Source organism: Parendozoicomonas sp. 2304DJ65-17 (genome assembly GCF_058148445.1).
Genome location: NZ_JBYVJV010000002.1, coordinates 575924 through 601285, shown reverse-complemented (window position 1 = coordinate 601285; position 25362 = coordinate 575924). Strand labels below are relative to the sequence as shown.

General features: G+C 47.9%; 23 protein-coding genes and 1 other RNA gene. 14 read left to right on the top strand and 10 right to left on the bottom strand.

Going from position 1 to position 25362, the window contains the following annotated elements; genetic code table 11:
* Position 1: 1 nt before the first annotated feature.
* The 4 genes from ACY2RR_RS07680 to ubiH all read right to left on the bottom strand — a co-directional run bounded on the left by ACY2RR_RS07680 (position 2) and on the right by ubiH (position 4808).
* A complete protein-coding gene (locus ACY2RR_RS07680) occupies positions 2 to 1039 on the bottom strand; it encodes an extracellular solute-binding protein (RefSeq protein WP_490107554.1) in 1038 nt (345 codons plus the stop codon).
* A gap of 157 nt (positions 1040 to 1196) precedes the next feature.
* Positions 1197 to 2141, bottom strand: coding sequence for a hypothetical protein (locus ACY2RR_RS07675; protein ID WP_490107553.1), 945 nt, complete (start codon positions 2139 to 2141; stop codon positions 1197 to 1199).
* 139 nt (positions 2142 to 2280) lie between these two features.
* Complete coding sequence (locus tag ACY2RR_RS07670) at positions 2281 to 3519, bottom strand: FAD-dependent monooxygenase (protein WP_490107552.1); 1239 nt, start codon at positions 3517 to 3519, stop codon at positions 2281 to 2283.
* Between the two features lie 80 nt (positions 3520 to 3599).
* Entirely contained in the window at positions 3600 to 4808 is a 1209-nt protein-coding gene (ubiH, locus tag ACY2RR_RS07665; RefSeq protein WP_490107551.1) for a 2-octaprenyl-6-methoxyphenyl hydroxylase, read from the bottom strand.
* Between the two features lie 143 nt (positions 4809 to 4951).
* On the opposite strand from ubiH, the gene ACY2RR_RS07660 reads away from it, so the two are divergent.
* Positions 4952 to 6145, top strand: coding sequence for a hypothetical protein (locus ACY2RR_RS07660; protein WP_490107550.1), 1194 nt, complete (start codon positions 4952 to 4954; stop codon positions 6143 to 6145).
* A gap of 78 nt (positions 6146 to 6223) precedes the next feature.
* A complete protein-coding gene (locus ACY2RR_RS07655; protein WP_490107549.1) occupies positions 6224 to 6940 on the top strand; it encodes a class I SAM-dependent methyltransferase in 717 nt (238 codons plus the stop codon).
* Positions 6941 to 6993: 53 nt separating this feature from the next.
* Here the strand turns inward: ACY2RR_RS07655 and pepP are convergent, their stop codons facing one another.
* The gene (pepP, locus tag ACY2RR_RS07650; protein WP_490107548.1) at positions 6994 to 8304 is read right to left on the bottom strand and encodes a Xaa-Pro aminopeptidase; all 1311 of its coding nucleotides are present in this window, start codon (positions 8302 to 8304) and stop codon (positions 6994 to 6996) included.
* Complete coding sequence (locus ACY2RR_RS07645) at positions 8304 to 8900, bottom strand: UPF0149 family protein (protein WP_490107547.1); 597 nt, start codon at positions 8898 to 8900, stop codon at positions 8304 to 8306. The genes pepP and ACY2RR_RS07645 overlap by 1 nt, the downstream gene beginning before the upstream one ends.
* Before the next feature lie 162 nt (positions 8901 to 9062).
* On the opposite strand from ACY2RR_RS07645, the gene ACY2RR_RS07640 reads away from it, so the two are divergent.
* The 4 genes from ACY2RR_RS07640 (at position 9063) to ACY2RR_RS07625 (ending at position 11316) form a co-directional block, all read left to right on the top strand.
* A complete protein-coding gene (locus ACY2RR_RS07640; RefSeq protein ID WP_490107546.1) occupies positions 9063 to 9287 on the top strand; it encodes a TIGR02449 family protein in 225 nt (74 codons plus the stop codon).
* Entirely contained in the window at positions 9284 to 9598 is a 315-nt protein-coding gene (locus ACY2RR_RS07635; RefSeq protein WP_490107545.1) for a cell division protein ZapA, read from the top strand. The genes ACY2RR_RS07640 and ACY2RR_RS07635 overlap by 4 nt, the downstream gene beginning before the upstream one ends.
* Before the next feature lie 103 nt (positions 9599 to 9701).
* Positions 9702 to 9886, top strand: a non-coding RNA gene (ssrS, locus tag ACY2RR_RS07630) — 6S RNA.
* A 113-nt stretch (positions 9887 to 9999) separates the two neighbouring features.
* Positions 10000 to 11316 carry a protein kinase domain-containing protein gene (locus ACY2RR_RS07625; protein ID WP_490107544.1) on the top strand — a complete coding sequence of 439 codons (1317 nt, stop codon included), beginning with the start codon at positions 10000 to 10002 and terminating at the stop codon, positions 11314 to 11316.
* Positions 11317 to 11344: 28 nt separating this feature from the next.
* Here the strand turns inward: ACY2RR_RS07625 and ACY2RR_RS07620 are convergent, their stop codons facing one another.
* Together ACY2RR_RS07620 and ACY2RR_RS07615 are read right to left on the bottom strand one after the other, a co-directional pair.
* A complete protein-coding gene (locus tag ACY2RR_RS07620; RefSeq protein ID WP_490107543.1) occupies positions 11345 to 11866 on the bottom strand; it encodes a rhodanese-like domain-containing protein in 522 nt (173 codons plus the stop codon).
* A 28-nt stretch (positions 11867 to 11894) separates the two neighbouring features.
* Positions 11895 to 12401 carry a DoxX family protein gene (locus tag ACY2RR_RS07615; RefSeq protein ID WP_490107542.1) on the bottom strand — a complete coding sequence of 169 codons (507 nt, stop codon included), beginning with the start codon at positions 12399 to 12401 and terminating at the stop codon, positions 11895 to 11897.
* Between the two features lie 291 nt (positions 12402 to 12692).
* Here ACY2RR_RS07615 and ACY2RR_RS07610 point away from each other — a divergent pair, with 291 nt between their 5' ends.
* Positions 12693 to 13319 (top strand): 5-formyltetrahydrofolate cyclo-ligase, encoded by a 627-nt coding sequence (locus ACY2RR_RS07610; RefSeq protein ID WP_490107541.1) that lies wholly within the window; start codon positions 12693 to 12695, stop codon positions 13317 to 13319.
* A gap of 404 nt (positions 13320 to 13723) precedes the next feature.
* On the opposite strand, the gene ilvA is transcribed toward ACY2RR_RS07610, so the two are convergent.
* Positions 13724 to 15238, bottom strand: coding sequence for a threonine ammonia-lyase, biosynthetic (ilvA, locus tag ACY2RR_RS07605; RefSeq protein WP_490107540.1), 1515 nt, complete (start codon positions 15236 to 15238; stop codon positions 13724 to 13726).
* A 440-nt stretch (positions 15239 to 15678) separates the two neighbouring features.
* Entirely contained in the window at positions 15679 to 17820 is a 2142-nt protein-coding gene (gene ovoA, locus ACY2RR_RS07600) for a 5-histidylcysteine sulfoxide synthase (protein ID WP_490107539.1), read from the bottom strand.
* A 234-nt stretch (positions 17821 to 18054) separates the two neighbouring features.
* Between ovoA and ACY2RR_RS07595 the strand changes: the two genes are divergently transcribed.
* From ACY2RR_RS07595 to ACY2RR_RS07565, 7 genes are all read left to right on the top strand, one after another.
* Positions 18055 to 18936: a hypothetical protein gene (locus ACY2RR_RS07595; protein ID WP_490107538.1), complete on the top strand. Its 882-nt coding sequence runs from the start codon at positions 18055 to 18057 to the stop codon at positions 18934 to 18936.
* Positions 18937 to 19061: 125 nt separating this feature from the next.
* On the top strand, positions 19062 to 19733 hold the full coding sequence (gene rpiA, locus ACY2RR_RS07590; protein WP_490107537.1) for a ribose-5-phosphate isomerase RpiA: 672 nt from the start codon (positions 19062 to 19064) through the stop codon (positions 19731 to 19733).
* A gap of 312 nt (positions 19734 to 20045) precedes the next feature.
* Positions 20046 to 21161 (top strand): branched-chain amino acid ABC transporter substrate-binding protein, encoded by a 1116-nt coding sequence (locus tag ACY2RR_RS07585; protein ID WP_490107536.1) that lies wholly within the window; start codon positions 20046 to 20048, stop codon positions 21159 to 21161.
* 132 nt (positions 21162 to 21293) lie between these two features.
* The gene (livH, locus tag ACY2RR_RS07580) at positions 21294 to 22220 is read left to right on the top strand and encodes a high-affinity branched-chain amino acid ABC transporter permease LivH (RefSeq protein WP_490107535.1); all 927 of its coding nucleotides are present in this window, start codon (positions 21294 to 21296) and stop codon (positions 22218 to 22220) included.
* A complete protein-coding gene (locus ACY2RR_RS07575) occupies positions 22217 to 23563 on the top strand; it encodes a high-affinity branched-chain amino acid ABC transporter permease LivM (RefSeq protein ID WP_490107534.1) in 1347 nt (448 codons plus the stop codon). Before livH ends, ACY2RR_RS07575 begins: the two co-directional genes overlap by 4 nt.
* Before the next feature lie 42 nt (positions 23564 to 23605).
* Positions 23606 to 24391, top strand: a complete 786-nt coding sequence (gene livG / locus ACY2RR_RS07570) for a high-affinity branched-chain amino acid ABC transporter ATP-binding protein LivG (RefSeq protein ID WP_490107533.1) — start codon at positions 23606 to 23608, stop codon at positions 24389 to 24391.
* Positions 24391 to 25092, top strand: a complete 702-nt coding sequence (locus tag ACY2RR_RS07565) for an ABC transporter ATP-binding protein (protein WP_490107532.1) — start codon at positions 24391 to 24393, stop codon at positions 25090 to 25092. The genes livG and ACY2RR_RS07565 overlap by 1 nt, the downstream gene beginning before the upstream one ends.
* The last annotated feature ends 270 nt before the right edge of the window (positions 25093 to 25362 follow it).

Here is a 25362-nt window from a genome sequence, read left to right as displayed (position 1 = left end):
TTTACTTGTAATGAACCTTATCCATCAGCTGAATTGCCTTGGTCTGTTTCTCGCCAGCAATAGCAACATTCAGCTGGTCTGCTTCGAAAGCACCCCATTCAGCTACCAGCTCAGATGGAGCGATAGAAGCATTGGCAGGGTATTCCATATTGCTGTCTGCAATAATGCGCTGAGCTTCTTCAGTACTCATCCATTCCAGGAAATCAATGGCGGCAGCTTTGTTTTTGGCATAACGGGTCACACCAGCACCAGAAACATTCACGTGTACACCAGAGCTATCCTGATTCGCCCAGAACAGTTTCAGACCATTGTCAGGCTTCTTCTTCTGCAGACGACCAAAGTAGTAAGTATTTACAACTGTCACATCACAGATACCAGCAGCTACAGCTTCCATTGCTTTGGTGTCATTGCTGAATACGGGAGCGGCCAGGTTATTCACCCAACCCTGCAGAACCTGTTCGGTCTTATCTTCACCCAGTCGTTCAACCATGGTGGCAACCAGAGACTGGTTATAAACCTTCTTGGAAGTACGCAGGCAGAGACGACCTTTCCAACGGGCATCAGCCAGGTCTTCGTAGCCTTTCAGTTCATCAGCCTTCAGACGATCTGCTGCGTAAACCAGAGTTCTTGCACGAACAGACAGACCAAACCAGTCGCCATTATCAGCACGGAGATGGGATGGAATATTCTTTTCCAGTGTTTCAGATTTCACAGACTGAAGAACACCCTGCTTACTGGCTTGCCAGAGGTTACCAGCATCAACAGTGATCAACAGATCAGCAGGAGAGTTTTCACCTTCTGTTTCCAGACGGGCAAGCAGAGGACCGGCCTTATCGGTGATGTAGCGAATCTGAGTACCAGTTTTCTCGGTATACAGATCAAACAGGGGCTTAACCAGATGTTCCTTACGGGCACTGTAGATAACCAGTTCTTTGTTCTTGGCAGTTTCCTGCGCACTGACTGGCTCTGATGCAACAACAACTGCTGCAACGGTTGCTGCAACAATACCTGATACCCACGCGGCCATTTTGGCTTTCATGGATAGCCCCCTTTGGAATAACGCTATAGAATAATTGCGCAAATACTAATTATTCTCATTTGGGTTTGCAACATCAATTACTTTGTCGCAGATCAATACATCCCTAAATAAAACGGGCAGCCGAAGCTGCCCGCTTTATCAGTAAGAATTAATTCATCTACTCGCCTGAATCATTCGGCTCCGGCATTGGCGGCATCATATGTTCCATACCCGGTGGCATATCTCCCATACCGGGAGGCATGCCCATGCCATCCATACCCGGCGGCATACCGTCCATTCCTGGCATGTTCTGCATCTGCTCCATGACCTGATTTACGGATTCACGAACTGTATCAATCATGGCCTGGAAGCCATCAGTGAACCCTCTGTGGAAAACCAGAATCGATTTAGGAGAACCTGATTCAGGCTCATCAATAGCAGACTTTCCGGCATCTTTTGGCCCATCACCACCAAACAAAGATTCCATGGAAGTAGGTAATGTCAGAGCTATTGCACGGCCAGACATATAACCGTTGATGTAGCTGTTTCGCATAATGGCATTGCTGGGGTCACCCTGACGGCTTGCGTTATAAGCAGCTGCAGCTTCACACCAGCGATCACGGTATTCATTATCAGTTTCTTCGCCTTCAGTGCATTCGTATTCAACAACGCCCTGGGCATCAAGCACGCTTATATAGCCACTCTCATAACCATTAGCGGCAATGGGTCGGCTCTGAAGGTTATCAATGGCGGGAGTTCGACCCTGCATGGCATCAAGGCTACCCAGCTTCCAGGCTTCGATAAATTCGTCCCGTGCGCCGGTATTGTCTGCCTGAAAACTATTGCTTTCTTTCCAGTCTTTCAGACCACGACACCAGAAACGTTTATCTGGGGTCATACCCGAAGAGTCATCACAGTCAAAACCCACAGCTTCACTGGGGCGAATATCTTCAATAGTTACCCGTTCAACATCCTGCTCAATAGGTGTTACGGTCTCAGTCACATCCTGCTGTTCTTTATCATCCTTCTTTCCACATCCCTGCAGCATAATTGTTACAAACGCAGCCATGACAACAGCCATAACCGCTGGCAGTGACTTCACTGCACTGGAACATCGGGTCATATCAGTACCTCTTCTTTCTGAACCCGGAGTATTTACTCCGGCCCCCTCGCTCCCCGTTATCCGGGCAGGCTCTTTGATGCGCGAAGGGAAATATAGTTCAAAGTACAGAGGTACTAGATTTCAGAAATACTGGCTTCTGTTACTTACTGTTTCTGGATATGTCAGGCAGCTCTCCCCGCAACCCCATAGCCCGGCTGACAATTTCCTGTTTCAACAGGGGAATCCGGTTTGCCATATTTAACCCAGTGTTACGAAGCCAGCGAAACAACATGTGATCGCTGTGAAAGAGTCTCTGCAGGCCTTCCATAATTCCAGCCATAGCCAGGTTATGACCTTCACGGGCTCTTTGATAGCGATCCAGAATATGCGAAGCGGCAAAGTCTTCATCGCGAGATTGTGCCCGCAGAATCTCTTCGGTCAGGCTGGCAACATCCAGCAATCCCAGATTTGCCCCCTGCCCGGCCAGAGGATGAATGGTATGAGCGGCATCACCAATTAATACCACCTGACCCCGATGATACTGGCGGGCATGACGCTGCCGGAGTGGATGACATATCCGTTCATCTGCAGCAATTATTTTCCCGAATCGCCCCTCTATGGTGCTCCCCAGAGTTGTCAGAAACTGCTGATCAGACAGTTTCATTATTCTTCGGGCTTCATCCGGCACGAGAGACCAGACAATGGAACAGAAATGCCGGCCATCAGAAGACGATGGCAATGGTAGAAATGCCAGAGGGCCAGTATCAAGAAAGATCTGCCAGGCCGTTCCCTCATGAGGTTTCTCTATCTCTACTGTTGTGACAACAGCATGATGCAGATAATCCCACTCTCGCATAGGAATTCCCGCCCAGTACCGGGCTCTGGAACCAGCACCGTCTGCAGCGATTAACAATCGTGTATGCAGCTGACTGTTATCCCAAAGCCTGAGACTGACACCATCATTCTTTTCCTGCCGCAGCCCCTGAATCTCAATACCACTTAACAACTGGATATCTGATTTCAGTAATCGAGAAAGCAAAGCATTACGAATAATGCTGTTTTCAACAATGTGCCCAAGATGAGGGACACCCAGCTCGGATGCCGAAAAAGATATAGAACCGGTACCCGCGGCATCCCACACGTGCATACCTGTATAAGGGCAGGCACGCTGGCTTTGTATATGCTCCCAAACGCCAAGATGTTTCAACAGGTTGACAGACGCTTCTGTTAAGGCGCAAACCCGCGGATCAAACTTGTCGTCACTCAGAACTCCGCTGGAAACCTCCAGTGAGCCCGCATCAATCAGAGCTACATTGAGGGCTGTATTTTCAAGAGCCAGAGCCATGGCGGCACCAACAATGCCACCACCCAGAATAATAATATCGTAGTCCCGCGTCATACTGCCTCAGCACCCATCATCACGGATATGCAGCCACACTTGACTAGAGTGAGCCGCTGTATCTTTTTCTTTTTAGAAAATTACCGGCCAAGTCCCATTGCCTGCCGGGCAAACCAGTCCCGTACCGGGAACAGTAATTCCATCCCTAACAACCCTGCATTCCGAATACCAGCCAGAGCCGCTGAACTATTGGAAAACAGGCTGACCACCTGATCACTGAAACCAATAGTCTGTTGCTGATCCAGTTTCCTGCTCTCTACATAAGACAGCAATGTATTCAGACTACCCAAGTGTTTTCCAGCCTCACTGGCATCAGCCAGTACCTGAATCAGGATCTGCACATCCCGTAGAGACAGGTTGAACCCCTGGCCTGCAACCGGATGCAAGCTATGAGCTGCATTCCCAAGGACAACTAATCCCGGCCTTACCTGCTCCCGAGATTGCCGCAACGACAGAGGATAGCTGAAACGCTCGCCAACCTTATTAAATCGTCCTAACCGATAACCAAAACGATCCTGAAGCTCAGTGAGAAAATCATCCTCTACCAGCTGCATACGTTCATCGGCAACTGTTTCAGGCATTGTCCACACTAGAGCACAGTCACCACCCGCTCGAGGTAATAAAGCCATAGGGCCCTCATCGGTGAAACGTTCGTAAGCTACATTCTGGTGATGACGGGTAGGAGATACATTGGCCACAATAGCTTTCTGGCCGTAATCGCTCACATCAACATCTACACCAAGGGTTTCTGTTAAACCTGAACGTCCCCCATCAGCAAGAATCACTAACCCGGCCGTCAGCGTTTTGCCCTGCTCTAACTCCAGAGCCATCATTTCGGCATCTGGAATCAGGCTTTTCACCTTAACCGGGCACAACCACTCAATACCCTGTGTCTGCTGAACTTCAGAGATTAGAACCCGCCCCAGCCAACTGTTATCCACAACATAACCAAGAGCTGGCACATTGTGTTCTTCGGCATGCATTCTGGTCATACCAAAATGGCCACGATCCGAGACATGAATACTGGAAATTGGCTCAACATTGGCTGCAATCCCCTGCCACAGGCCAATCTCTTCAAATATTTCTCTGGCTCCTTCCGCAAGAGCTGTAGAGCGGCCATCATAACTTGGCTGCCAGGCATCGACTGACAGTGACTCATCAGGCATCGCCACCGCCTCTATCACCACAAGCGACACATTGGCCGGCAACGCCCTTCTCAGGCCGACGGCCAGAGTTGCGCCTACCATTCCACCGCCAATAATGGCTATATCGTAGTGGTCATTCTGCATATCTGTTCTTAGCTCCCCGATATCTGGGCTCAGTGTACTCTTCTGGGGCAATCTGACAAAACGGTCAGTAAAACAGGCAGAAAGAAAACTCCTGCGCCATACAGAGTCAAACCGTTATACCCAAACGATTTGGCAGATTCGGCATGGCTACACCGTTACTTGGAGCGCCCGGCAATTCTCGAAAGAGGACTCGAACACTTGGTCCTTCACCCGACCCACAGGACGGTGAGTTCTCTTCAAGAAAAGTCAAAGTTAAACGCATCACTCCCCATATTCCCCGCACCGATTATAAACCGGGAATTTGGGGGGGCTTTGTAAATAAGGTGTGGCCAACGGATCCCTCATGCCTGATCCAATCCGGATCACTGAGTGATATAAACCATTGGGTAACCCATGGGGGGAGTCTCGATTATGTTGATGGCAAACAAAATACAATCCCGCACCTGCTTGCAATAGGAAGAACACAAAGCTTCAGCCCTTACGAAGTCAGAGATATCGCCAAATCATTGTTCCAGTATTATTCACAGGAACAGATGGAAAGGTTGAGCGTGCAGCCTAATGCAGACTTTCGAACCCCCTGGCATGAACTGTCCATGACCAGCAAGGCCAGCACAACTTTGGAGCTTCATCCCACCGGGGTCGTGATCGCTGAAGAGATGATCAATGCCGGAGCCTCCCCTTTGGTGGCCAACTCACCAACAAAACCTGAAGATTTTCCAGCGGTCAGCCTCCTCCCTCGTATTGCAAAATGCCCAAAACTTCTTCGCAAGTTGATAGAAATTGACCCTGAACTTACTTTGCTAGGAGAAGGTAATACTCCGCCTCATGTGAGTGATCGATACCCCACTCTGCTTTGGGCTGCTGTTAACCAGAAGCAATACTTAGCTCTGAGAAACATGTTGGCTCAGGGGGCGGAATATTCCGATGAAAGCTCTCCCGTTCATCCTTTAATACGTGATATTCACCAATGGCATATTGACGGAAACTTGAGAGCTTGTGGAAGAGTACTCCGTGACCAGAATCGTCTTCTGCCAAGCAATGAGATCCATGCAGATTTAATTACAGTATTAGATTCTTGGGAAAAAGAGCTGCGCGCTGCTGAGAGATCTCCACAATCTCCACAGAATATGAATAAGGTCTCAGCTGTTAATGAGTCCCTTGAAATATTGTTAAGACTCATCCCTCATATTGATCGTCCGATTGAGGTATTCCCACCTGAGGGTGGTGAGCTCACACTGGAGGGTGGCTTGCTGGCCACACTCGACAACTCTTACCCGCGGTTATACCGAGCTGCTTGTGAAATTCCAGAAGTTCGGGCATTCCTCGACAATCCTTAATATCAGACGTAAGCAGCCAGCAAATACTTCGCCCAAACCAATCTATGCTAAGCAGCTTTAGTTTTTCAGAGACTGCTTATGTACAAAACCAGCCAATTCGTTAGTGCTTATGCGGCCGAAAAAGATAGCCACCCTTTCCGCCTTTACATGGAAAAGTACACAATCCTTGAACTCATCAGAAATATAGAGAATCTCAGCATACTGGACTTAGCCTGCGGCTCTGGAAATTACAGCCGTCTGTTTTGTGAACTCGGAGCTAAAGAAGTAGTTGGAGTCGATTATGCCATCCGCATGATTGAAAGCGCCAAATCCAGCACTCCTCCGAGCTTTCCCATTACTTACCTACATGACAATGGAGAAACATTTCGAAGCCCTCAGGAGTTTGATCTTATTTTTCATTCCTACTTTTTAAACTATGCAAACAACACCGATTGTTTAGAAAGAATGTGTGAAACCATGCACACCAACCTTACCCAAAGTGGGCGCATGGTCGGTATTATTTGCATGCTGGGTAGAGCACCGGGAAACGCAGTGAAATGCTGTGAATTTTATACTGCGTTTGAAAAGCTTCCTGCAGAAGGTGAAGAGTATGAAATCTTTTTCAGAGGGCAGGACGAAAACATCAGGAACTATAACTGGAGCAAAGAAAGCTATCAGAAAGCATTAGAGTCGGTGGGATTTAAAAACGTAAAATGGCATGCGCCCATGTATCAGGAACCTTCGCCACTGAGCCCGGAAGACCTGAAAGAGTTGATTAATCACCCTGTATTCTTAGCAGTCACTGCTGACAAGTAATGGCAAGTCTGGGGCTGAATCAAATCAAAATTACTGCTCAACCCCAAACTGGTTTAACTCATCAATGCTTCAATAGCATCAACAGTTTTCACAACATCTGCCGTAAGAACCTCGTTGCCGGCTTCTGTCACCAGAACATCATCTTCTATACGGATACCAATACCACGCCAGCGCTCTTCGACATCCTGGTTATCTGGAGAAACATAAAGACCTGGCTCAACGGTTACTGCCATACCAGGTTTGAACAGAACAGACTTTCCATCGTCCTTATGATGACCAACATCATGCACATCCATGCCCAACCAATGACCGGTGCCATGCATATAGAAAACCCGGTACGCTTCCTCTTCAATCAGCTTGTCTTTGTTTCCAGCTAACAGCCCCAGATCCAACAACCCATCAACAAGCTTGCTGACTGCCGCCTTGTGGAAGCCATCAAACGGTTTGCCGGGGGCGACCTCATTAATTGCCGCCAGCTGGGCATCCAGCACAACGTTGTATAAAGCTTTCTGTTCGGGAGAGAACTTGCCATTAACCGGGAAGGTGCGGGTAATATCTGCCGCATAATGATCCAGCTCACAACCCGCATCAATCAGAACCAGATCGCCATCCTTCAGCTCACATTCATTCTCGGTGTAATGAAGAATGCAGGCGTTTTCACCGCCACCAACAATTGTTGTGTACGCAGGGTGTCGGGCACCACTCATGGCAAATTCATGGTGAATAGAAGCTTCCAGCTGATATTCCGTCACACCGGGTTTGCATTCCTGCATCGCACGGGTGTGCGCTCTGGCACTGATCTCACCAGCTTTACGCATAAGCGCCTGCTCTGCTGGTGACTTGATCATGCGCAGGGTGTGAAGCAATTTATCCCGATCTTCAATCTGCTCAGGAGCGACACTACCTTTACGCTCTTTGGCACGGACCTTATCCATCCAGCTCCAGAGCTGCTGATCAAACTCTTTATTTGCACCGGGCGTATGATAAATAGAAGTACGCTGATCCAGCAGGCCGGGCATTTGCTCACCCAGTTCACTGATAGCAAAAGCCTGATCGAAACCATACTCTTCGATAGCACCATCTTGCCCCGCACGGCGACCATTCCAGATTTCCATTTCACGATCACGCTTGCGGCAAAACAGTACAGATTCACCCTCTTCTCGACCGGGAATCAATACCAGGACAGCTTCTGGTTCACCAAAACCCGTGAGATACCAGAAGTCACTATCCTGCCGAAAATGGTACTCACAATCCCGGTTGCGCACCTTTTCTGTAGCGGAAGGCAGTACCAGAACACTCCCTGCTTTCAGGGAGGCCAGTAGCTGCTGGCGTCGTTCTTTATAAATATCTTGATTAAGTTTCATTAGTGAATTACGTCGCCCTTATTTGCCTGAGTTTCCTGCACGGCTTTTCTTTCCTGACTTTCACTGAATAACATCAGGGTAGCCATACGCACGTATTCACACACCTCAAAAAAGTCTTTCTCTGAATCTTCAGACTCTTCCAGATCATCGGCCTGCACCTGGGCGATCTGCGCCAGATCATTCAGAACACCGGTTGCTTCTTCAGATAATTGAGAGCCGATAACACCCGCAGCACCAAATCCTGATAAAAAGCCGGAACACCACTGCCCCAAAGCTTCTGTTCTCTGGCCAACCGTTTCATCGCTTTCTGGCAGCAACAGGCTGAAGGAAAAATCGCTGGAAGAAAGATCTCCCAGAACCACATCATAAAAATCCACAAGGCCGGAGCGAACCCGAACGCTCATTTCATCAGAAACAGCCATCTGTTCGGCTGCGGCGTCCAGCCAGCTTTTATGATCAGGGCGCAACCCAGCACAGAGCTGCCCGCACAGTAAACCGTGCAGTTGAGAAGGTGGCGTCATGGAGCGCACCTCCACAAACAGGTCTGCCAGCTTATCGAAACTAAAAGTCTCCAGTTGGGTTGTCGTTTCACTCATGGTGGGAATCTCTTTCATAATTAGCGATATATTAACGTATCAACCCATGATGTAAGTCGATCTTTTTTCACAAATTCAGACTCTTGTGCAAACTTATATTGTCCGTCTGCCGGAAGTGGGGATATATTTACTCTTTAAAGGATCAACAAACTGCCACGATTCATGGATTCCAGCGAACTGAACGATCACAACATAAACGAGCTTGGCCGAAAGATCGAAGAACTGATCACTCTCTGCCAGAACCTCCGGCATGAAAACCAGGCTCTGCGTTCTGGAGAACAGCAATGGAAACAGGAACGCGCCCAACTCATCGAAAAAAATGAGATCGCACGCACCCGGGTCGAAGCCATGATCGGACGCCTCAAGGCCCTGGAGCACGAAGCATGAGCACTGAACGTCTCACAGCCACAGTTAATATTCTGGACAAAGATTACCGCATCACCTGTCCTCCGGAAGAGGAAGCCAGCCTGTTGGAGTCCGCACGTCATCTCGACAGTAAGATGCGCGAAATTCGCAGCACCGGCAAAGTGATTGGTGTTGAGCGTATTGCCGTTATGGCAGCCCTTAATATCGCCCACGAAATGCTCCGCAGTGGGCAGAAAAACCAGCTTCAAAGCAGCGAAACCCAGGAGCAGATTGATTCCATGCTGAAAAAACTGGACGGTGCTCTGCAGAAAAACCACGAACTTGAGTTGTAGAACTCAGTAAGTAAAACCCGCCTGACAATTCGCGTTTCTCATAACGATAAAGCATAAAAAGGGGCTGGTCGCGGCCCCTCAGCTGCCGATATAATCCCGTTAAGGTTCCCTGGTCTGTACGCCAGTCTCGTAACGTCCCTGAGGCTTTGAATACATACCCCGGTGGCTCCTCGAGAGTAGCGAGCGTGCATGTCCGCCTCGTAGCGGAAAGCCCATGTTATTCCAGCAGCTACCACCTTGAAGCAATGCTTCAAGGGCCACACCAGACAGCGGCAGTTTGGGGAACCTTACTTTTTATTTCCTTTCGCTTGTCCCATCTCAGCTCCTTCGCAGCCAGCCACATTCTGCCTACCTGCCCAGCATCTATATTTTACGTATAGTTCTCAGGGAAGGGATTCTTAGTGGCCGTTCAACCAGCAGGCAGAAAAGCACCAGCCAGCGATCAGTCGACAACGACTGTATCGAGAGCACCTTCCCAAAAGTGGTACTCTCCCCGCTTCTGGAAGTTACGCATTGTCAGAACAATCAACCACCTGAGACATAAATTCTCTAACAGGGGTGGAACAATTATGCGCCAGGCTCTTGAGCAAAAGGGAGCTGGCTCCAAATCCTTTTATGAAAGGAACATCGAACACATTACTGATCCAGACAAAGCAACACATTTATTACAACAGCAAGAAGAGCGCGACTCTCAATTACAGACGCTTTACCCAGACAAATTCCCCAAAGCAGACACCACACCACAAGCTATTCCTGAAACAGATGAAAGAGACGATGAATCATCGCCTTCTCACTCAAGTCAGGAGTTGAAGCCAAATACTCACACAAGAAGACTAAAAAAACTTGGAGAAGGCAGTTACGCAAGAGTCGATAGCACGGTTTCCGGGTATGCCGGCCCCGTAGAGATCCAAAAAAAAGCCCACTTCACAGGACAACCAGTTACCTATTTAGATTTTGAGAGAGAGCGCCGCATTATTAACAATCTCAACCATCCCAATATTGTTAAAACAACCTCAGAACTCAGCGGCTTTTTCCGGCCAACTTTTCGTATGGAAAACTCTGGAATCACTCTTCATAACTACCTTTTTGGCGAGCACACCTCACAAACAGGTTCAGAAGCTCTAGAGGCTTTTGATATATCAGAAGATGATAGAACCAGTACACAGCAGGATCTTCACCTGTTTATGGATCAGATGCTTGGCGCTCTCGCCCACATGCGCAGAAAAAATATCGTTCACCGGGATTTAAAACCCGACAACATTCTGATCACCCCAGGGAACCGTCATTTACGGATCGCAGACTTCGGTCTGGCCAGACAAACGTCTGAGATCGCAAGTCCGCTGGAACCTATGGAAACCCCAACCTATATGGCACCGGAGCTTGCCCAGCGCTATATAACCAAGGATCACAAAAACCAGCGGTTCAAACCAGAAACCGATATGTTTGCCGCAGGCTGTATTTTTTATGAAATGCTTACGGGAAGTCGTTACCAAACGCCTGAAGATGACTCCACTGCCTCATTAGAAAAAATCTACAGGGAGGCACGCCGACCCAATTTGAAAGATTGGCTAAAAGAACGGATAACTCAGGGAGCCGCCAAAGTCAGATCAGATCAAGCCGAACCCATGGCTGAGTTGCTGGCAGGTATGTTAGAGCCTGATCCTAAAAAACGACTACTCCCTGATGCAGCACAAAGAAAGCTCAAGGCTTTATTGTAGAGTTTTAGACTCTTACAACAGGCTTCGATTACTTTCCTTCAACAGAGAAACCTGCGCCTTGCCAGGCATAGATACCGCCGGAGTAACGATACACATTGCTGTAACCAAGCTTCTTCGCCCAAATAGCCGCATTATGGCTGCGAGTGCATTTTACAAACCCGCAATAGACAACAATCGGCTTAGCGTTATCAGCACCCAACAGAGCACGGTATTCATCTTTAGAACGATCTTCGGTCTGGGTGCTATCCCAAACATTCATATCTTTGATAGGAAACAGAAATTGCTCAGCGCCGGGAATATGCGCTTTGTTGTAGCTGGCTTCAAGAGGCATAGCATCAATCAACACCATTGATTCCCCTTTATCTCGCCATGCTTTCAACTCAACTGTTGTAATCAGTTTATAGTCACCTCTGACAACCTCTCTGGCGAGCTTCACCGCACTGGCTTCAGTTTCAACCTCTTTTTCGTACTTGTTGTTACCCAAAAAACCAGCGTTACTAAAACTGGATACAGACAGTAATGCCGCAAACAGGCAGGCCAGATGTTTCATGGTATCTCCTTGCTTAACGTGAATAAAATTAACGAAAAAGGAAAAATGATTTGGGGGTTATCTGCAGGTAGCCGCGCACCCACTGAATAAATGCCATAACCGCTAACAGGACAATATCCCGCCATAAGGCGACACGAAGACCAGCCAAAGCATTCCCTGCCGCGGAGTCAGAACCAAAGCAGCCGCAATCAATATCCAGTCCCACCCAGATGGCATAACTGAGAATGACAATGAAGAACAGTGTCAGGCCAGACAACAACAGCAAGCCGCCTTTGCGATCAAATATCAGAAGAGGTGCCGCAACGAACTCAATACCAAGAACGGCAATAGCGGCAAATGGGGCAAGGCCTTCAGGAACGAAACCAAATGCGAAGATTGTTTCAGCAAAACCGTTAAGATCAGTCACCTTTTGGCTGGCGGCATAAAGAAAAACACCTCCAATCACCAACCTGGCAAGACTATAAAGAAGAGAAAAATACTGATTAACCGTACTTCCCCTTTTGTTGTGAGGAAGTGCATTTGTAATAGCGCTCACGGTGCTCTCCGAACAATCTGAAATCGGACACCAATCTGCTGCAGCGAAGCCGGAGTGGTGAACATTCACACCGGGCAGAAATCCAGACTGGGGAATATGAGCGTTACTTTAACGAGATATAGAAAAACTGCTTTTGACTTCAATCAACTTCCGGTAACAAGATAATTCAACCAAAAGCAACTCCTGAGAAAAATAAAGAAAACTAACAAAGTTGCTATAGCTTATTGCACTTTAGCGGCTTATGTTGCTAGATCATTCGATATTACGACACAAGCTATAGCCAAGCCGCACATGAATCAAAATAACAACCAACCGCCTGAGCACGTAAAGCAACAAAAAAACGATCTTAGAAAACAGCTGAGAGAAAAACGACGAAGCCTGAGTCCATCCCAGCAACTAACTGCGGCTCAAAACCTTCTTGAGAATTTACTGACTCACCCTGCCTATATACACAGCCAGCACATTGCTGTTTATCTTGCTCGCGACGGCGAGATTGATCTGGAACTGGTGATTGAAGACGCCCGAAAGAAGGGTAAGAAAGTTTACCTGCCTGTTGTTGATTCACAAGGCAATGGCACCCTGACTTTTCTTCCATGGGAAGAAGACACAGTTATGGTGAAAAACCAAAAGTCATTTGGTATTCCGGAACCAGACAGCAACCTTTATGAAGCTCATCCAGCCTGGGATCTTGATCTTGTACTTCTGCCTTTAACAGGCTTTGACCCTTCCGGGAAAAGGATAGGTATGGGAGGTGGTTTCTATGACCGCACCTTCGCGTTCATTAACGAAGGCACACAATCGAGTCAGCCACTGCTTATTGGTGTGGCGCACGAATGCCAGAAGGTAGATACCATTCCTTCTGAAAGCTGGGACATTCCTTTAATGGGTATTGCGACAGACTTACGCTGCTATCCCTGAACAAACTAGCTCTGAACGAACCCTATTTTTATTCTTCTTATAACACTCGGAAATTACCGGGTGTTAGTTATCCAAGCATCTGGGCTGTAGCTGTAGTTACAACGCCAAGAGCAAAAACAGTCATCATGATATGAAGCGGATCAACCTTAAACATACTATCTCCAGGTAAAACGGTCCTGGCGTCCTGCGCGTACTTTCTTCCCTGTGTGCTCTATGAACACTCTAAAATATAACTACCTAAAGCAAAAACATTGCCAATATAAGTTATGTAACATTTCTTAAATTATAAAGAGAAAATAGTGAAGAAATTGTGACTTGATGCAAAAAAACACCTTTTTCGGGTGATTTTATAAACAACAAGCCACTGTATCGAGTGGCAGCTCAAACTACACGACGCCTATTTCTTACCCAAGAAAAAGCTTGTATGCACTGTTATCACTCTCTTCCCAGAAATGGTAACCGATATCATCCAAAAACTCTGGAATCTGGCTACGCTCGGCTTCTGGAACCTGAATGCCAACAATGACTCGCCCGTAAGCTGCACCATGGTTTCGATAATGGAACATGGAAATATTCCATTGAGTGCCAACGCGTTTCAGGAAATTAAGTAATGCCCCCGGGCGCTCTGGGAACTCAAAGCGATAAACCACTTCATTATCAACATCAGGAGCGTGACCACCCACCATATGCCGAACATGAAGCTTTGCCACTTCGTTATCTGTTAAGTCCTCAACCGCGTAACCCGCATCGGTCAATTCACCGATCAAACGCTCGCGGGTTTCTGTTTCCGGATGCATCTGCACGCCTACGAAAATGCACGCATCACGGTTATCAAAATAACGGTAATTAAATTCGGTAATATTGCGGCGACCAATAGTTTCACAGAAACGACGGAAACTGCCGGGCTTTTCTGGAATGGTGACCGCAAGAATTGCCTCTCGCCCTTCACCCAACTCTGCACGCTCAGAGACATAGCGCAACCGGTCAAAGTTCACATTCGCACCGCTGGCGAGAGTTACGAAGCTTTTACCTGTAACCTGTTCACGCTCCACATACTTTTTCAAACCTGCAGTAGCCAAAGCACCGGCAGGTTCGGTGACAGAACGGGTATCATCAAACAGATCTTTTACTGCGGCACAGATTTCATCCGCATTTACAGTAATCACCTCATCAACACATTCCCGGCACACACGGAAGGTTTCTTCACCAATCTGGGCAACAGCAACGCCATCTGCAAACAAACCAACCTGTGGTAATACCACACGCTCACCTGCATCCATGGCTGCTTTCAGGCAAGCAGATTCTTCGTATTCAACGCCAATCACCAAAGTATCCGGACGAAGGTATTTCACATAAGCGGCAATACCGGCAATCAGGCCACCACCACCAACCGGGACAAAGACAGCGTCCAAATCACCCGTGTGTTGGCGCAGGATTTCCATGCCGATGGTTCCCTGGCCGGCAATGGTGTCCTTATCATCATAAGGATGGATAAAACTGAGGCCTTCAGTCTCTACAAGACTCAGGGCATAAGCCAGAGACTGGTCAAAACTATCTCCATGGAGAACCACTTCTCCGCCACGGGAACGTACACCTTTCACTTTGATATCCGGTGTAGTGGTTGGCATAACAATTACAGCCCGAATACCCAGCTGTTTCGCTGACAGCGCAACGCCTTGAGCGTGATTTCCCGCTGAGGCACACACAACTCCCCGACTCCGCGCTTCTTCGGAGAGCTGAATAATATTGTTATAAGCACCGCGGATTTTAAATGAGAACACTGGCTGCAAATCTTCTCGCTTAACAAGAACATTGTTATTCAGCCTTTCACTGAGAAAGGGCGCGGGATGCAGTGGGGTTTCTACCGCCACATCGTACACGCGAGCTTCGAGGATTTTCCTGATGTACTGAGTAGGCATAATCGTCCGCAGTAACTGTTATCTATTCTGACTTTTGTATTTTGATCTTCTTGGTGTCAGGACATTGTACGTAACCACTGTCTTTGTGCCTAATTCCATTTCAGGGTTTTCAATTTACTCACAAGGCCACCACAAAAGTGACCTTGCTCATAAGGCAAGGAAGAATATAGAACACTAGGGGGCGTTCTCAATTAAGCATCGAACTCAGCACCCCCGAGAGTTTCTAGGGCAAGGCGCAGCGTTGCTGGAATGCTGGCTGCCTTTCAAAACGCTGCAACGCAGCCATAGGGACTCTCGGGAATGCCCTTCGGGTGGCTCTAAATGCCGTCATCCGCTGCGTCAGGCTTGCTCAATGTAGAATAACTACGATTGTCGCAAGCCTTTCTAACGCCTGACGGCATTCAGAGCCACTGAGTCGTATGCTTAATTGAGAACGCCCCCTAGCTAAGCGTTTTCTTTCTCCAGACGGTGCACTGAGCAACGGTATGCTGGTATTTGCGCGCGGTTTCTCTGATCACAAAAGGAATATCCACAGGCTCCTGAACTTCTTCAAAGTGCTCACTAAGAGCTCTTTGCAAACCAGCATGGGTCGTCAGTGCTTCACCGTTTTCTCGCACTCCCCCCAGCCACTTCTCTTTCTTGGTATATTCTTCAAGCCATGTGTAGGGCGAAGTCAGGACTAACAAACCATTATCTCGAATACGCTCATGGATGGTGCCGAGAAACTGCATGGGCTCAGTTAACCGATCAATCAAATTGCCAGCGAACACCAGATCATAGTTATCGTATTTCTCTTTCAGGTTACAGGCATCCCCCTGTGTAAACAGGATGCGTTCAGGCTCAATATCGTCAGCAAAGCCATCAAGGTTGGCTTTTTTGTAATCTCCCAACTCTCCTTCTGTGGGAACAAAGAACTTAATAGAGCCACTCTTCTGTAATTCCGTTGCGGCAGAGATAAAACGTGCAGAAAAATCTATACCGTCCACATGCTGAAACCAGCGCGCCAGCTCAAAGCTACTACGACCTACCGAGCAGCCAAGATCCAGAGCCCGGGTCATATTTTTTCCCTGCATCAGCTTATGACACAGACGAGCACAGGCAACAGGATAATTCTCTACGTCGAAATATTTCTGGCCATAGTGAAACTCCAAGTACTGAGCAACCAACGTGTCGGTTTCATAAGGATTCGTCATATTCTTACCCTGATCTGATGACTGGACATAACGGAATCCCGCATGTTGGAAAAAGTGGCGACGGAAGGCATAACGGGAGTCTCGAATGGCATAGTTCCCTGTGGATATCCATGACCCACCTTTAATCAAGTTGTGCTTGCCATCAAACGTTGGTGTGGAGAAATCGTCGTAGTAGGGGTGCACTCTGAAGCCATTGAAACCATCAATAGCAGTGGTTGTCCACTGCCAGACATTACCGATAATGTCGCAGAAATCACCGGTTCGGAATTGATCCACCGGACAAGAAGACGACCAGTATTCAAGGTTGATATTACCGGGCGCCTGCTGCCAATAAGGCTGATCTGTTTCAATCAAATTGCGCAGGCAATACCATTCTGCCTCCGAAGGTAACTGAATAGAAAGCCCGGTTTGTTCAGACTTCCAGCGACAAAAAGCCTGGGCTTCGTGACAATTAACATCAACAGGCCAGTTCCATGGCATATCAATTTCTTCGAGCATACATCTATAGCGATAGGTACCCTGCTCTTTCACCCAGAACTCTGGGTAATTCACTTCAGCGAATGTTGCCCAGGCCCAGCCTTCATCAGTCCAGTAACGCTCAGTCTGATAGCCCTTGTCTTCTACAAACTCCAGGTACTCCTGATTACTCACCAGATACTCACTGGCCTTAAAAGGTTTCACTGACGCAGGCTGTTGGCCGTACTCATTATCCCAGCCATACAAAGGATCATCGTAAGGCTTGCCCAGCTCCAGCTCCCCTCCGGGATGTTCAATCAATGTATTAACAGGAGCTTCACCAATATCCGGGCAGTGTTGCCAGTCTGGGTGAGGTTGAACACAAGACAACGGCAGCTGCCTAATCAACACCGAAGAAGTTTCGAGGTGTATCCGTTCATGCTCTATGCCCATCAAGATCAACCAGGCAGGGCTATCCCATACGATAGGAATATCCAAAGGCATAGTCTTAATGAAATTCACCACAACCTGACGTACCTTCTGGCGGTACTCTTTCATGGCGGAAACGGAAGGCCAGTCATAATTTTTTTCGTCCAGGTCATCCCAGGACATTTCATCAACACCAATAGCAACTGTCGCTTCTATCTTTGCATCAACTCGTGCATCAACAAGTCTGGCTGCAATCAGTTTGTTAATAAAAAAAGCGGCTGTGTGGCCATAATAAAAAATTAATGGATGCCGTAAAGAAATGGCTTTCTGGTAGTAAACCTGATCACCTTTCAGGGTTTCGAAAAGCCCGTCATACTGATCAAAAGTTTCACAGAAATAATCCAGCAATTCCTGACGTTTCTCTTCTTGAGAGCCTTGATTCAAGATTAGCGTGCGGCTGGGAACACGGTGAGGCGAGACACTATCCGATGTGTGATTGAGCACTTTGGCCAATCCTCATTGTGTTATGGCTGTACTGCCTCAATCAGCGAAGTTTTTTGTAAGCGCAAAACCGGACTCAACATAATAAAACTGCTGAGCTTACGCTCTAAGTTACATAACTCGCCTGACTTTTCCCACCCACACTTGTATGACAAAACCCAGGGCTTACAAGTGATCTATTAACTCACAGTTTTTACTATCAAGCCGACCCATCTAATAACAATTAAGGAGCTACTTATGAAACATCTCGCCCTGAGTATTCTGTTATTTGTTGGATCAATACTATCTTTGAACCTGGCAGCAAAAGATGTGATTTCCTTTGAGGAATCTGGGGTCGAGCATACCATAAGCCATATTCTTGACGGTGATGGAGGTATGTTCACTTTCGAGCATGAAGATGAAACCTTCGTTGCTGATGTGCAAACCAAGCTGCCCTTAAAAATTCGAATAGAGGGTAGTAACCTTGAAGCCACTCTGTACCGATCCAAGCTTAACGACAAGCCAGGCTGGGTTACCATTGATACCAACCGCATACTGATTACTGGTTTTAATAAATCAGAGCAGACAGTCACAGGCTTTGATTTAAGCGAAAATGGCATAGAGAAACATGTTGCACCGTACCCATCCGCAGCAGCTCCGATAACGCCAGGGCAACAAATCACCTTCTCAGCACGCCACAGTATCTATCTTCATATATTCCGTCGCTCTACCGCTGACTTCAGTGACATTCCTAGTCATGTCCATCATCAGCTTGGTCCCTGGCTGCTGGAAAATGAGGACACAGACCTCAAAGAAGTCATTGTCGATTTCCACATACAGCCTATGGATGTCAATGCCAAAGAGTTTCACCAGTTTGCTCAGAAATCTCTTAAACAGGAGAACGCTCTTCTGGGCAATACGCTTTATGTTCTCAGCGGTCAGCAAGCTCAGGGGATTAACGGTGACGGCTCAACCTATGGAGCCAGAGACATCAGCCCTGCCACACCCATCATAACTCTTGGAAACGGGCAGCATGTTACTTCCGGCACAACGCCCCAAACGAGCCTGACGGGTACAATTTTCTGCGCAGCTCTTCCTGAGGGATGGACTAAATTCCTCTGCTATATATCCAACCTGTAACTATTACATTGCTGGCTTACTATCATTTAGGGATAGTGAGCCAGTAATTTCCCCTGTTCTAATAACACTCCTGCCAACTCTTCCCTTATAATCCTGCTTTCGCTCACATACCAGGATTTCAATCCATGACTCAGGATGAACTCAAACAAGCCGTAGCCCAGGCTGCTTTGGATTACATTCTCCCTCACCTTGAATCCGATATGATCATTGGTATCGGAACCGGTTCTACAGCCAACTTCTTTATTGATGCTCTGGCCGAGGTTAAAGACCGTTTCGACGGAGCCGTTGCCAGCTCTGAAGCCAGCGCAGAGCGCCTGAAAAACCATGGAATCCCTGTCTATGACCTGAACAGCATCTCTGAACTGCGCTTCTATATAGATGGTGCAGACGAGAGTAACGACCACCTCCAGCTGATCAAAGGCGGTGGTGCGGCCCTGACCCGGGAAAAGATTGTTGCTGCTGTCGCTGAAGAGTTCATCTGTATTGCAGACGAATCCAAAATGGTAGATGTGCTGGGAACATTCCCCCTGCCAGTAGAAGTTATTCCGATGGCTCGCAGTCATGTCGCTCGTGAGCTGGTTCGTCTGGGTGGCGACCCGGCTTATCGTGAAGGTGTTGTAACCGATAATGGCAATATCATTCTGGATGTCTGGAACATGTCTATTACCGACCCGGTTGACGTTGAACAATCTATCAACCAGATCACCGGTGTTGTGACTAACGGCTTGTTTGCCAATCGTGCGGCCAATGTCCTTCTGCTGGGCACCAAAGATGGTGTAAAAACTATTACTGCTTGATATTCCTTATCGCAAACTACGGATGCAGATTTCTTTTGCTTCCGTAGTTGCAGATTTTTTCCTACTGCACCCCGCCGCAAAAACATCAAACACTATATATGTAGTATTTTGCAGAATTAATCCCCACAAACGCACCACCTTAGAGCAATAAACAACAAAAACTCCCGCATTCAAAGGGTGTCAATGGCGGCAGTTGCCATCTATTCCTGTCAGAAAAAATCCTGTATAACGTGACCGAAGCAGAAAAAAAGTTTTCAAGCTGCCACCAAAACAACGATAAAAACCAAAAATAGAACCAAGAGAGCAGAAACAATGAAACACACACTTCGCACTGCACTGGCCAGTGCCTCTGTTGCTTTTGCAATGATGACCGGGGGCGTTCAGGCAGAAGATACCATCAAGATTGGTTTGGCTGGCCCAGTAACTGGCCCGGTTGCCCAGTATGGCGATATGCAGTTTATTGGTGCCAAAGCTGCTATTGAGCAGATCAACCTGGCTGGCGGTGTTGACGGCAAGAAACTGGAAGGTGTCGTATACGATGATGCCTGTGATCCAAAGCAGGCCGTAGCTGTTGCCAACAAAATTGTTAACGATGGCATCAAGTATGTTGTTGGTCACCTCTGCTCTTCCAGCACCCAGCCTGCTTCAGATATCTACGAAGATGAAGGAATTCTGATGATTACTGCGGCTTCCACCAGCCCAGACATCACCACCCGTGGTTATAGCCTTATCTTCCGTACAATTGGTCTGGACAGCATGCAGGGCCCTACTGCTGCACGCTACATCCTCGGTTCAATCAAGCCTGAGCGCGTTGCCGTTATTCACGACAAGCAACAGTACGGTGAAGGTCTTGCCACTTCCGTTCGTGATGAGCTGAAAGCTGCTGGCACTGACATTGCTCTGTTTGAAGGTGTAACTGCCGGCGACAAGGACTTCTCTGCCCTGATTGCCAAGCTGCAGAAAGAAAACATCGACTTTGTATACTACGGCGGTTACCACCCAGAACTGGGCCTGATTCTGCGTCAGAGCGCTGAGAAAGGTCTCAAGGCTAAGTTCATGGGCCCAGAGGGCGTAGGTAACAAAGATATCTCCGCTATCGCTGGTGCAGCTTCTGAAGGTCTGCTGGTAACCCTGCCTAAGAGCTTCGATCAGGATCCTGCTAACAAGAAGCTGGTTGATTACATCTCCGGTAAAGGCGAAGACGCTACTGGCCCATTCGTATTCCCAGCATACTCTGCCGTTCAGGTTATGGCTGACGCTATCAAGATGACTGGCGATGATCCTGAAGACGTTGCCAAAACTCTGCGCAGCAAGAGCTTCAAGACTCCAACAGGAGACCTAGCCTTTGACGCGAAAGGTGACCTGAAGGACTTCAGCTTTGTAGTTTACGAGTGGCACCAGGACGGCACCAAAACTCCTCTGAACTAATCGCTTTGAGCTGATCAAAGCCTGAACGTCTGCTTTTCCTGGTAGTCGTTCCATTCGCTTCCTGCCTGGTTAATCTGCCAGGCAGGAAACTCTGCACTAAAAGCCAAAAGCTACAGACAAGAAAGCAGTTATATGTCAGACGCCGTTTTATATTTTATCCAGCAACTGCTGAACGGCCTTACGCTGGGCAGTACTTACGCCCTTATCGCTATCGGCTATACGATGGTGTACGGAATTATTGGAATGATTAACTTCGCCCACGGCGAGGTTTATATGATCGGCAGTTATGTGTCGTTCATCGTACTGGCCGGTCTGGCCATGCTTGGCATAGACAGCGTAACCCTGATGCTCGTCGCCGCCTTTATTATCAGTATCATTATTACCAGTACCTATGGCTATTCGATAGAACGGGTTGCCTATAGGCCATTACGCGGCGGGAATCGTTTGATTCCTCTGATTTCCGCAATCGGTATGTCCATCTTCCTGCAGAACTATGTGCGCCTTGCACAGGGCTCCCGAGACATAGCTATGCCCAGCCTGATTGAAGGTGGATTTACCTTCGGACCGGAAAGTGGATTTCAGGCCTCTCTCTCTTATATGCAGCTGATTATTTTTATTATCACCTTTATCAGCATGACAGTCCTGACCCTGTTTATCTCTAAATCTCGCTTGGGCAGAGCCTGCCGTTCCTGTGCCGAAGATATGGGCATGACCCGCCTACTGGGTATCAACACTAACAATGTTATTGCTCTTACATTTGTAATTGGTGCTGCTCTGGCAGCTGTTGCCGGTGTTCTTCTCAGTCTTCATTACGGCGTAATCAATCCATACATTGGCTTCCTTGCTGGCTTGAAAGCCTTTACTGCAGCGGTACTGGGTGGCATTGGCAGTATTCCTGGCGCGGTTCTTGGTGGGCTGTTGCTTGGTCTGACTGAATCTATGACCTCTGGTTATTTCAGCTCTGAATACAAAGACGTTGTCGCCTTTAGCCTGTTAATCCTGATTCTTCTGTTCCGGCCATCAGGCATTCTCGGTAAGCCGGAGGTAGAGAAAGTATGAGCACTTCTCCAATTTCAAAAACCAGTATCAAAAACGCACTCATCACCTCTGCGGTATTTATCTTACTGGCCAGTTTTATGATGGGTGTGCAGCTGGTCCCCGACGGTACCGGCATTGCACTGACTTTCGCAGACCCAACTCGTATTGAGGCGCTGGGCATATTTCTCGCTCTATTGTTTGCGTTCCAGTTATTCCGTGAACCCATAACTCGTGGATGGCAGAAAACAAAAAGCGCTCTGCCTCTTCCGGAACACGGCTTTGCAGAGGCTCTGCAAAATCAGGGTGAAAAGCATCCTCAACTGAAACAACTGGGTATAGCATTTCTTCTGGCAGGTCTGATTATCTGGCCATTCTATGCCTCTCGTGGCTCAGTGGATCTGGCTACCTTGGCCTTGATCTACGTAATGCTTGGCCTTGGCCTGAATATTGTGGTCGGTCTGGCAGGGCTTCTTGACCTTGGTTACGTCGGTTTCTATGCCGTGGGCGCCTACAGCTACGCTTTGCTGAACCAATATTTCGGATTGGATTTCTGGAGCTGCCTGCTCCTAGGTGGCCTGATCGCCGCTTTCTTTGGCTTTATTCTTGGCTTCCCGGTTCTCAGGCTTCGGGGTGACTACCTTGCCATTGTGACTCTTGGCTTTGGTGAAATTATTCGAATCCTGCTGCTGAACTGGACCTCTATTACTGGTGGACCTAACGGTATCAGCCAGATTCCCAAACCAACCCTGTTTGGGCTGGAGTTCTCCCGCAGAGCCAAAGAGGAAGGTAATATTCCTTTCCACGAATTCATTGGTATTGATTACTCCAGTGGTTATAAGGTGATTTTCCTTTACCTGCTGGCTTTGCTGCTTGTTGTTGCAACTCTTTGGGTGATTAACCGTCTGCTGCGCATGCCAATTGGCCGTGCCTGGGAAGCACTTCGGGAAGATGATATTGCCTGTCAGTCTCTGGGCATGAACAAAACGGCTATCAAACTTTCAGCCTTTACCATTGGCGCTGCCTTTGCCGGTTTTGCCGGAACCTTCTTCGCAGCGCGTCAGGGCTTTATCAGCCCAGAGTCGTTCACCTTTATTGAGTCAGCCATCATCCTCGCCATCGTTGTTCTTGGCGGAATGGGCTCACAGGTAGGTGTTGTTCTCGCGGCAATCATTATGACCATCCTGCCTGAGCTGGCCCGGGAGTTTAATGAATACCGCATGCTGATGTTCGGCTTGCTGATGGTATTTATGATGATCTGGCGTCCTGCCGGTCTTATGCCCATGAAGCGTCCTCACATTGCCCTGAATGAGGGTAAAGAAGAGAACTCTTCTTCCATTTCACAACAGCCCGCTCAGGCGGCCTGATGCTCATAACGAGCAGACTCAAGAATTGGTGAGCATAAAGATATGAGCAGTCAACAAAACAACCAAAAGACCTTACTGGAAGTTGAGGACCTGACCATGCGCTTTGGCGGTCTGGTTGCCGTTAACAAGGTCAAACTCAATGTTAAAAGTGGGCAGATTGTTTCCATCATTGGCCCCAACGGCGCAGGGAAAACTACAGTCTTTAACTGCCTGACCGGCTTTTACAAACCTTCAGATGGGCGTATCAGCTATCGCGGTGAGAATATCACTGGTAGCAAAAACCACGAAATCTCCCGCAAAGGGATTGTGCGAACGTTCCAGCATGTACGCCTATTTAAAAGCATGACCGTGCTGGAAAACCTGCTGGTTGCCCAACATCGCCATCTCAATACCAACCTGCTTTCCGGACTGTTTAAAACTCCGGCTTATCGCCGCAGTGAGCAGGCAGCTCTGGACCGTGCCGCTTTCTGGCTGGATAAAGTCAATCTGAAAGATATGGCTAACAGAGATGCAGGCAACCTCTCCTACGGCCAGCAACGTCGTCTGGAAATTGCCCGCTGCATGGTTACGCAACCAGATATGTTAATGCTGGATGAACCCGCAGCTGGCTTGAACCCAAGAGAAACGAAAGAACTCGACGAATTGATCTGTGAACTTCGTGATCACCACAACGTATCTGTCATGCTGATTGAGCACGATATGAAACTGGTGATGGAAATCTCTGATCATATTTACGTGATTAATCAGGGCACCCCTCTGGCAAATGGCTCGCCGGATCAAATTAAAAACAACCCTGATGTAATAAAAGCTTATCTGGGAGAAGCGTAATGCTGTCGATTAAAAACGTTTCTGCTCATTACGGAAAAATACAGGCTCTCGAGAACATTTCTCTGGAAGTGAATAAGGGTGAGATTGTTACCCTTATTGGAGCCAATGGTGCAGGTAAGAGTACCCTGCTGATGACTCTATGTGGTGATCCTCATCCCAGCACTGGCCAAATTATTTTTGAAGGCCAGGATATTACCGGTTTTGAAACGCCAGAAATTATGCGTTCTGGTATTGCCATCGTTCCAGAAGGTCGCCGTGTGTTTTCACGGCTGACTGTAGAAGAAAACCTGGATATGGGCGGTTTCTTTGAAACTAAAGAGCGTAAGGAAGAAATGCTGGAGCATGTCCTGCAACTTTTCCCTCGTCTGAAAGAACGTTTTGATCAACGCAGCGGTACCATGTCTGGTGGTGAACAACAGATGCTGGCAATTGGTCGTGCAATGATGAGCCGCCCAAAACTTCTCCTACTTGACGAACCATCTCTTGGTCTTGCGCCGATTATTATTCAACAGATTTTCGACATAATCGAAATGCTCCGCGAAGAAGGCATGACTATTTTCCTGGTTGAGCAGAACGCCAACCAGGCTCTGAAGTTAGCCGACCGTGGTTATGTATTGGAAAATGGCCGGATCGTGATGGCTGATAGTGGCCAGAACCTGCTGGTGAATGACGACGTTCGTAAAGCCTACTTGGGAGCCTGATAATCCTTGGAACCACTGATAAGGTTCAGTGGTTCCAGATAGCCTTTCAATTATTGACATACCATCTTAATAAGTCGGCTATCTATTACCAAAAGTGATAGAAAGTTGACTTATTTCCGCTCTCCCGCCCATGAACCGGCAAACCTGCCGTAAACGACCACGAAACAAACAGCATTTTTGCCGCTTTCACCTTTTTTTCACCCCAGAATCGGTAGCATGAGGCTGGCTTCTATACTGAAAGGAACGTGAGTAGTTTGTTGTACACGGAGC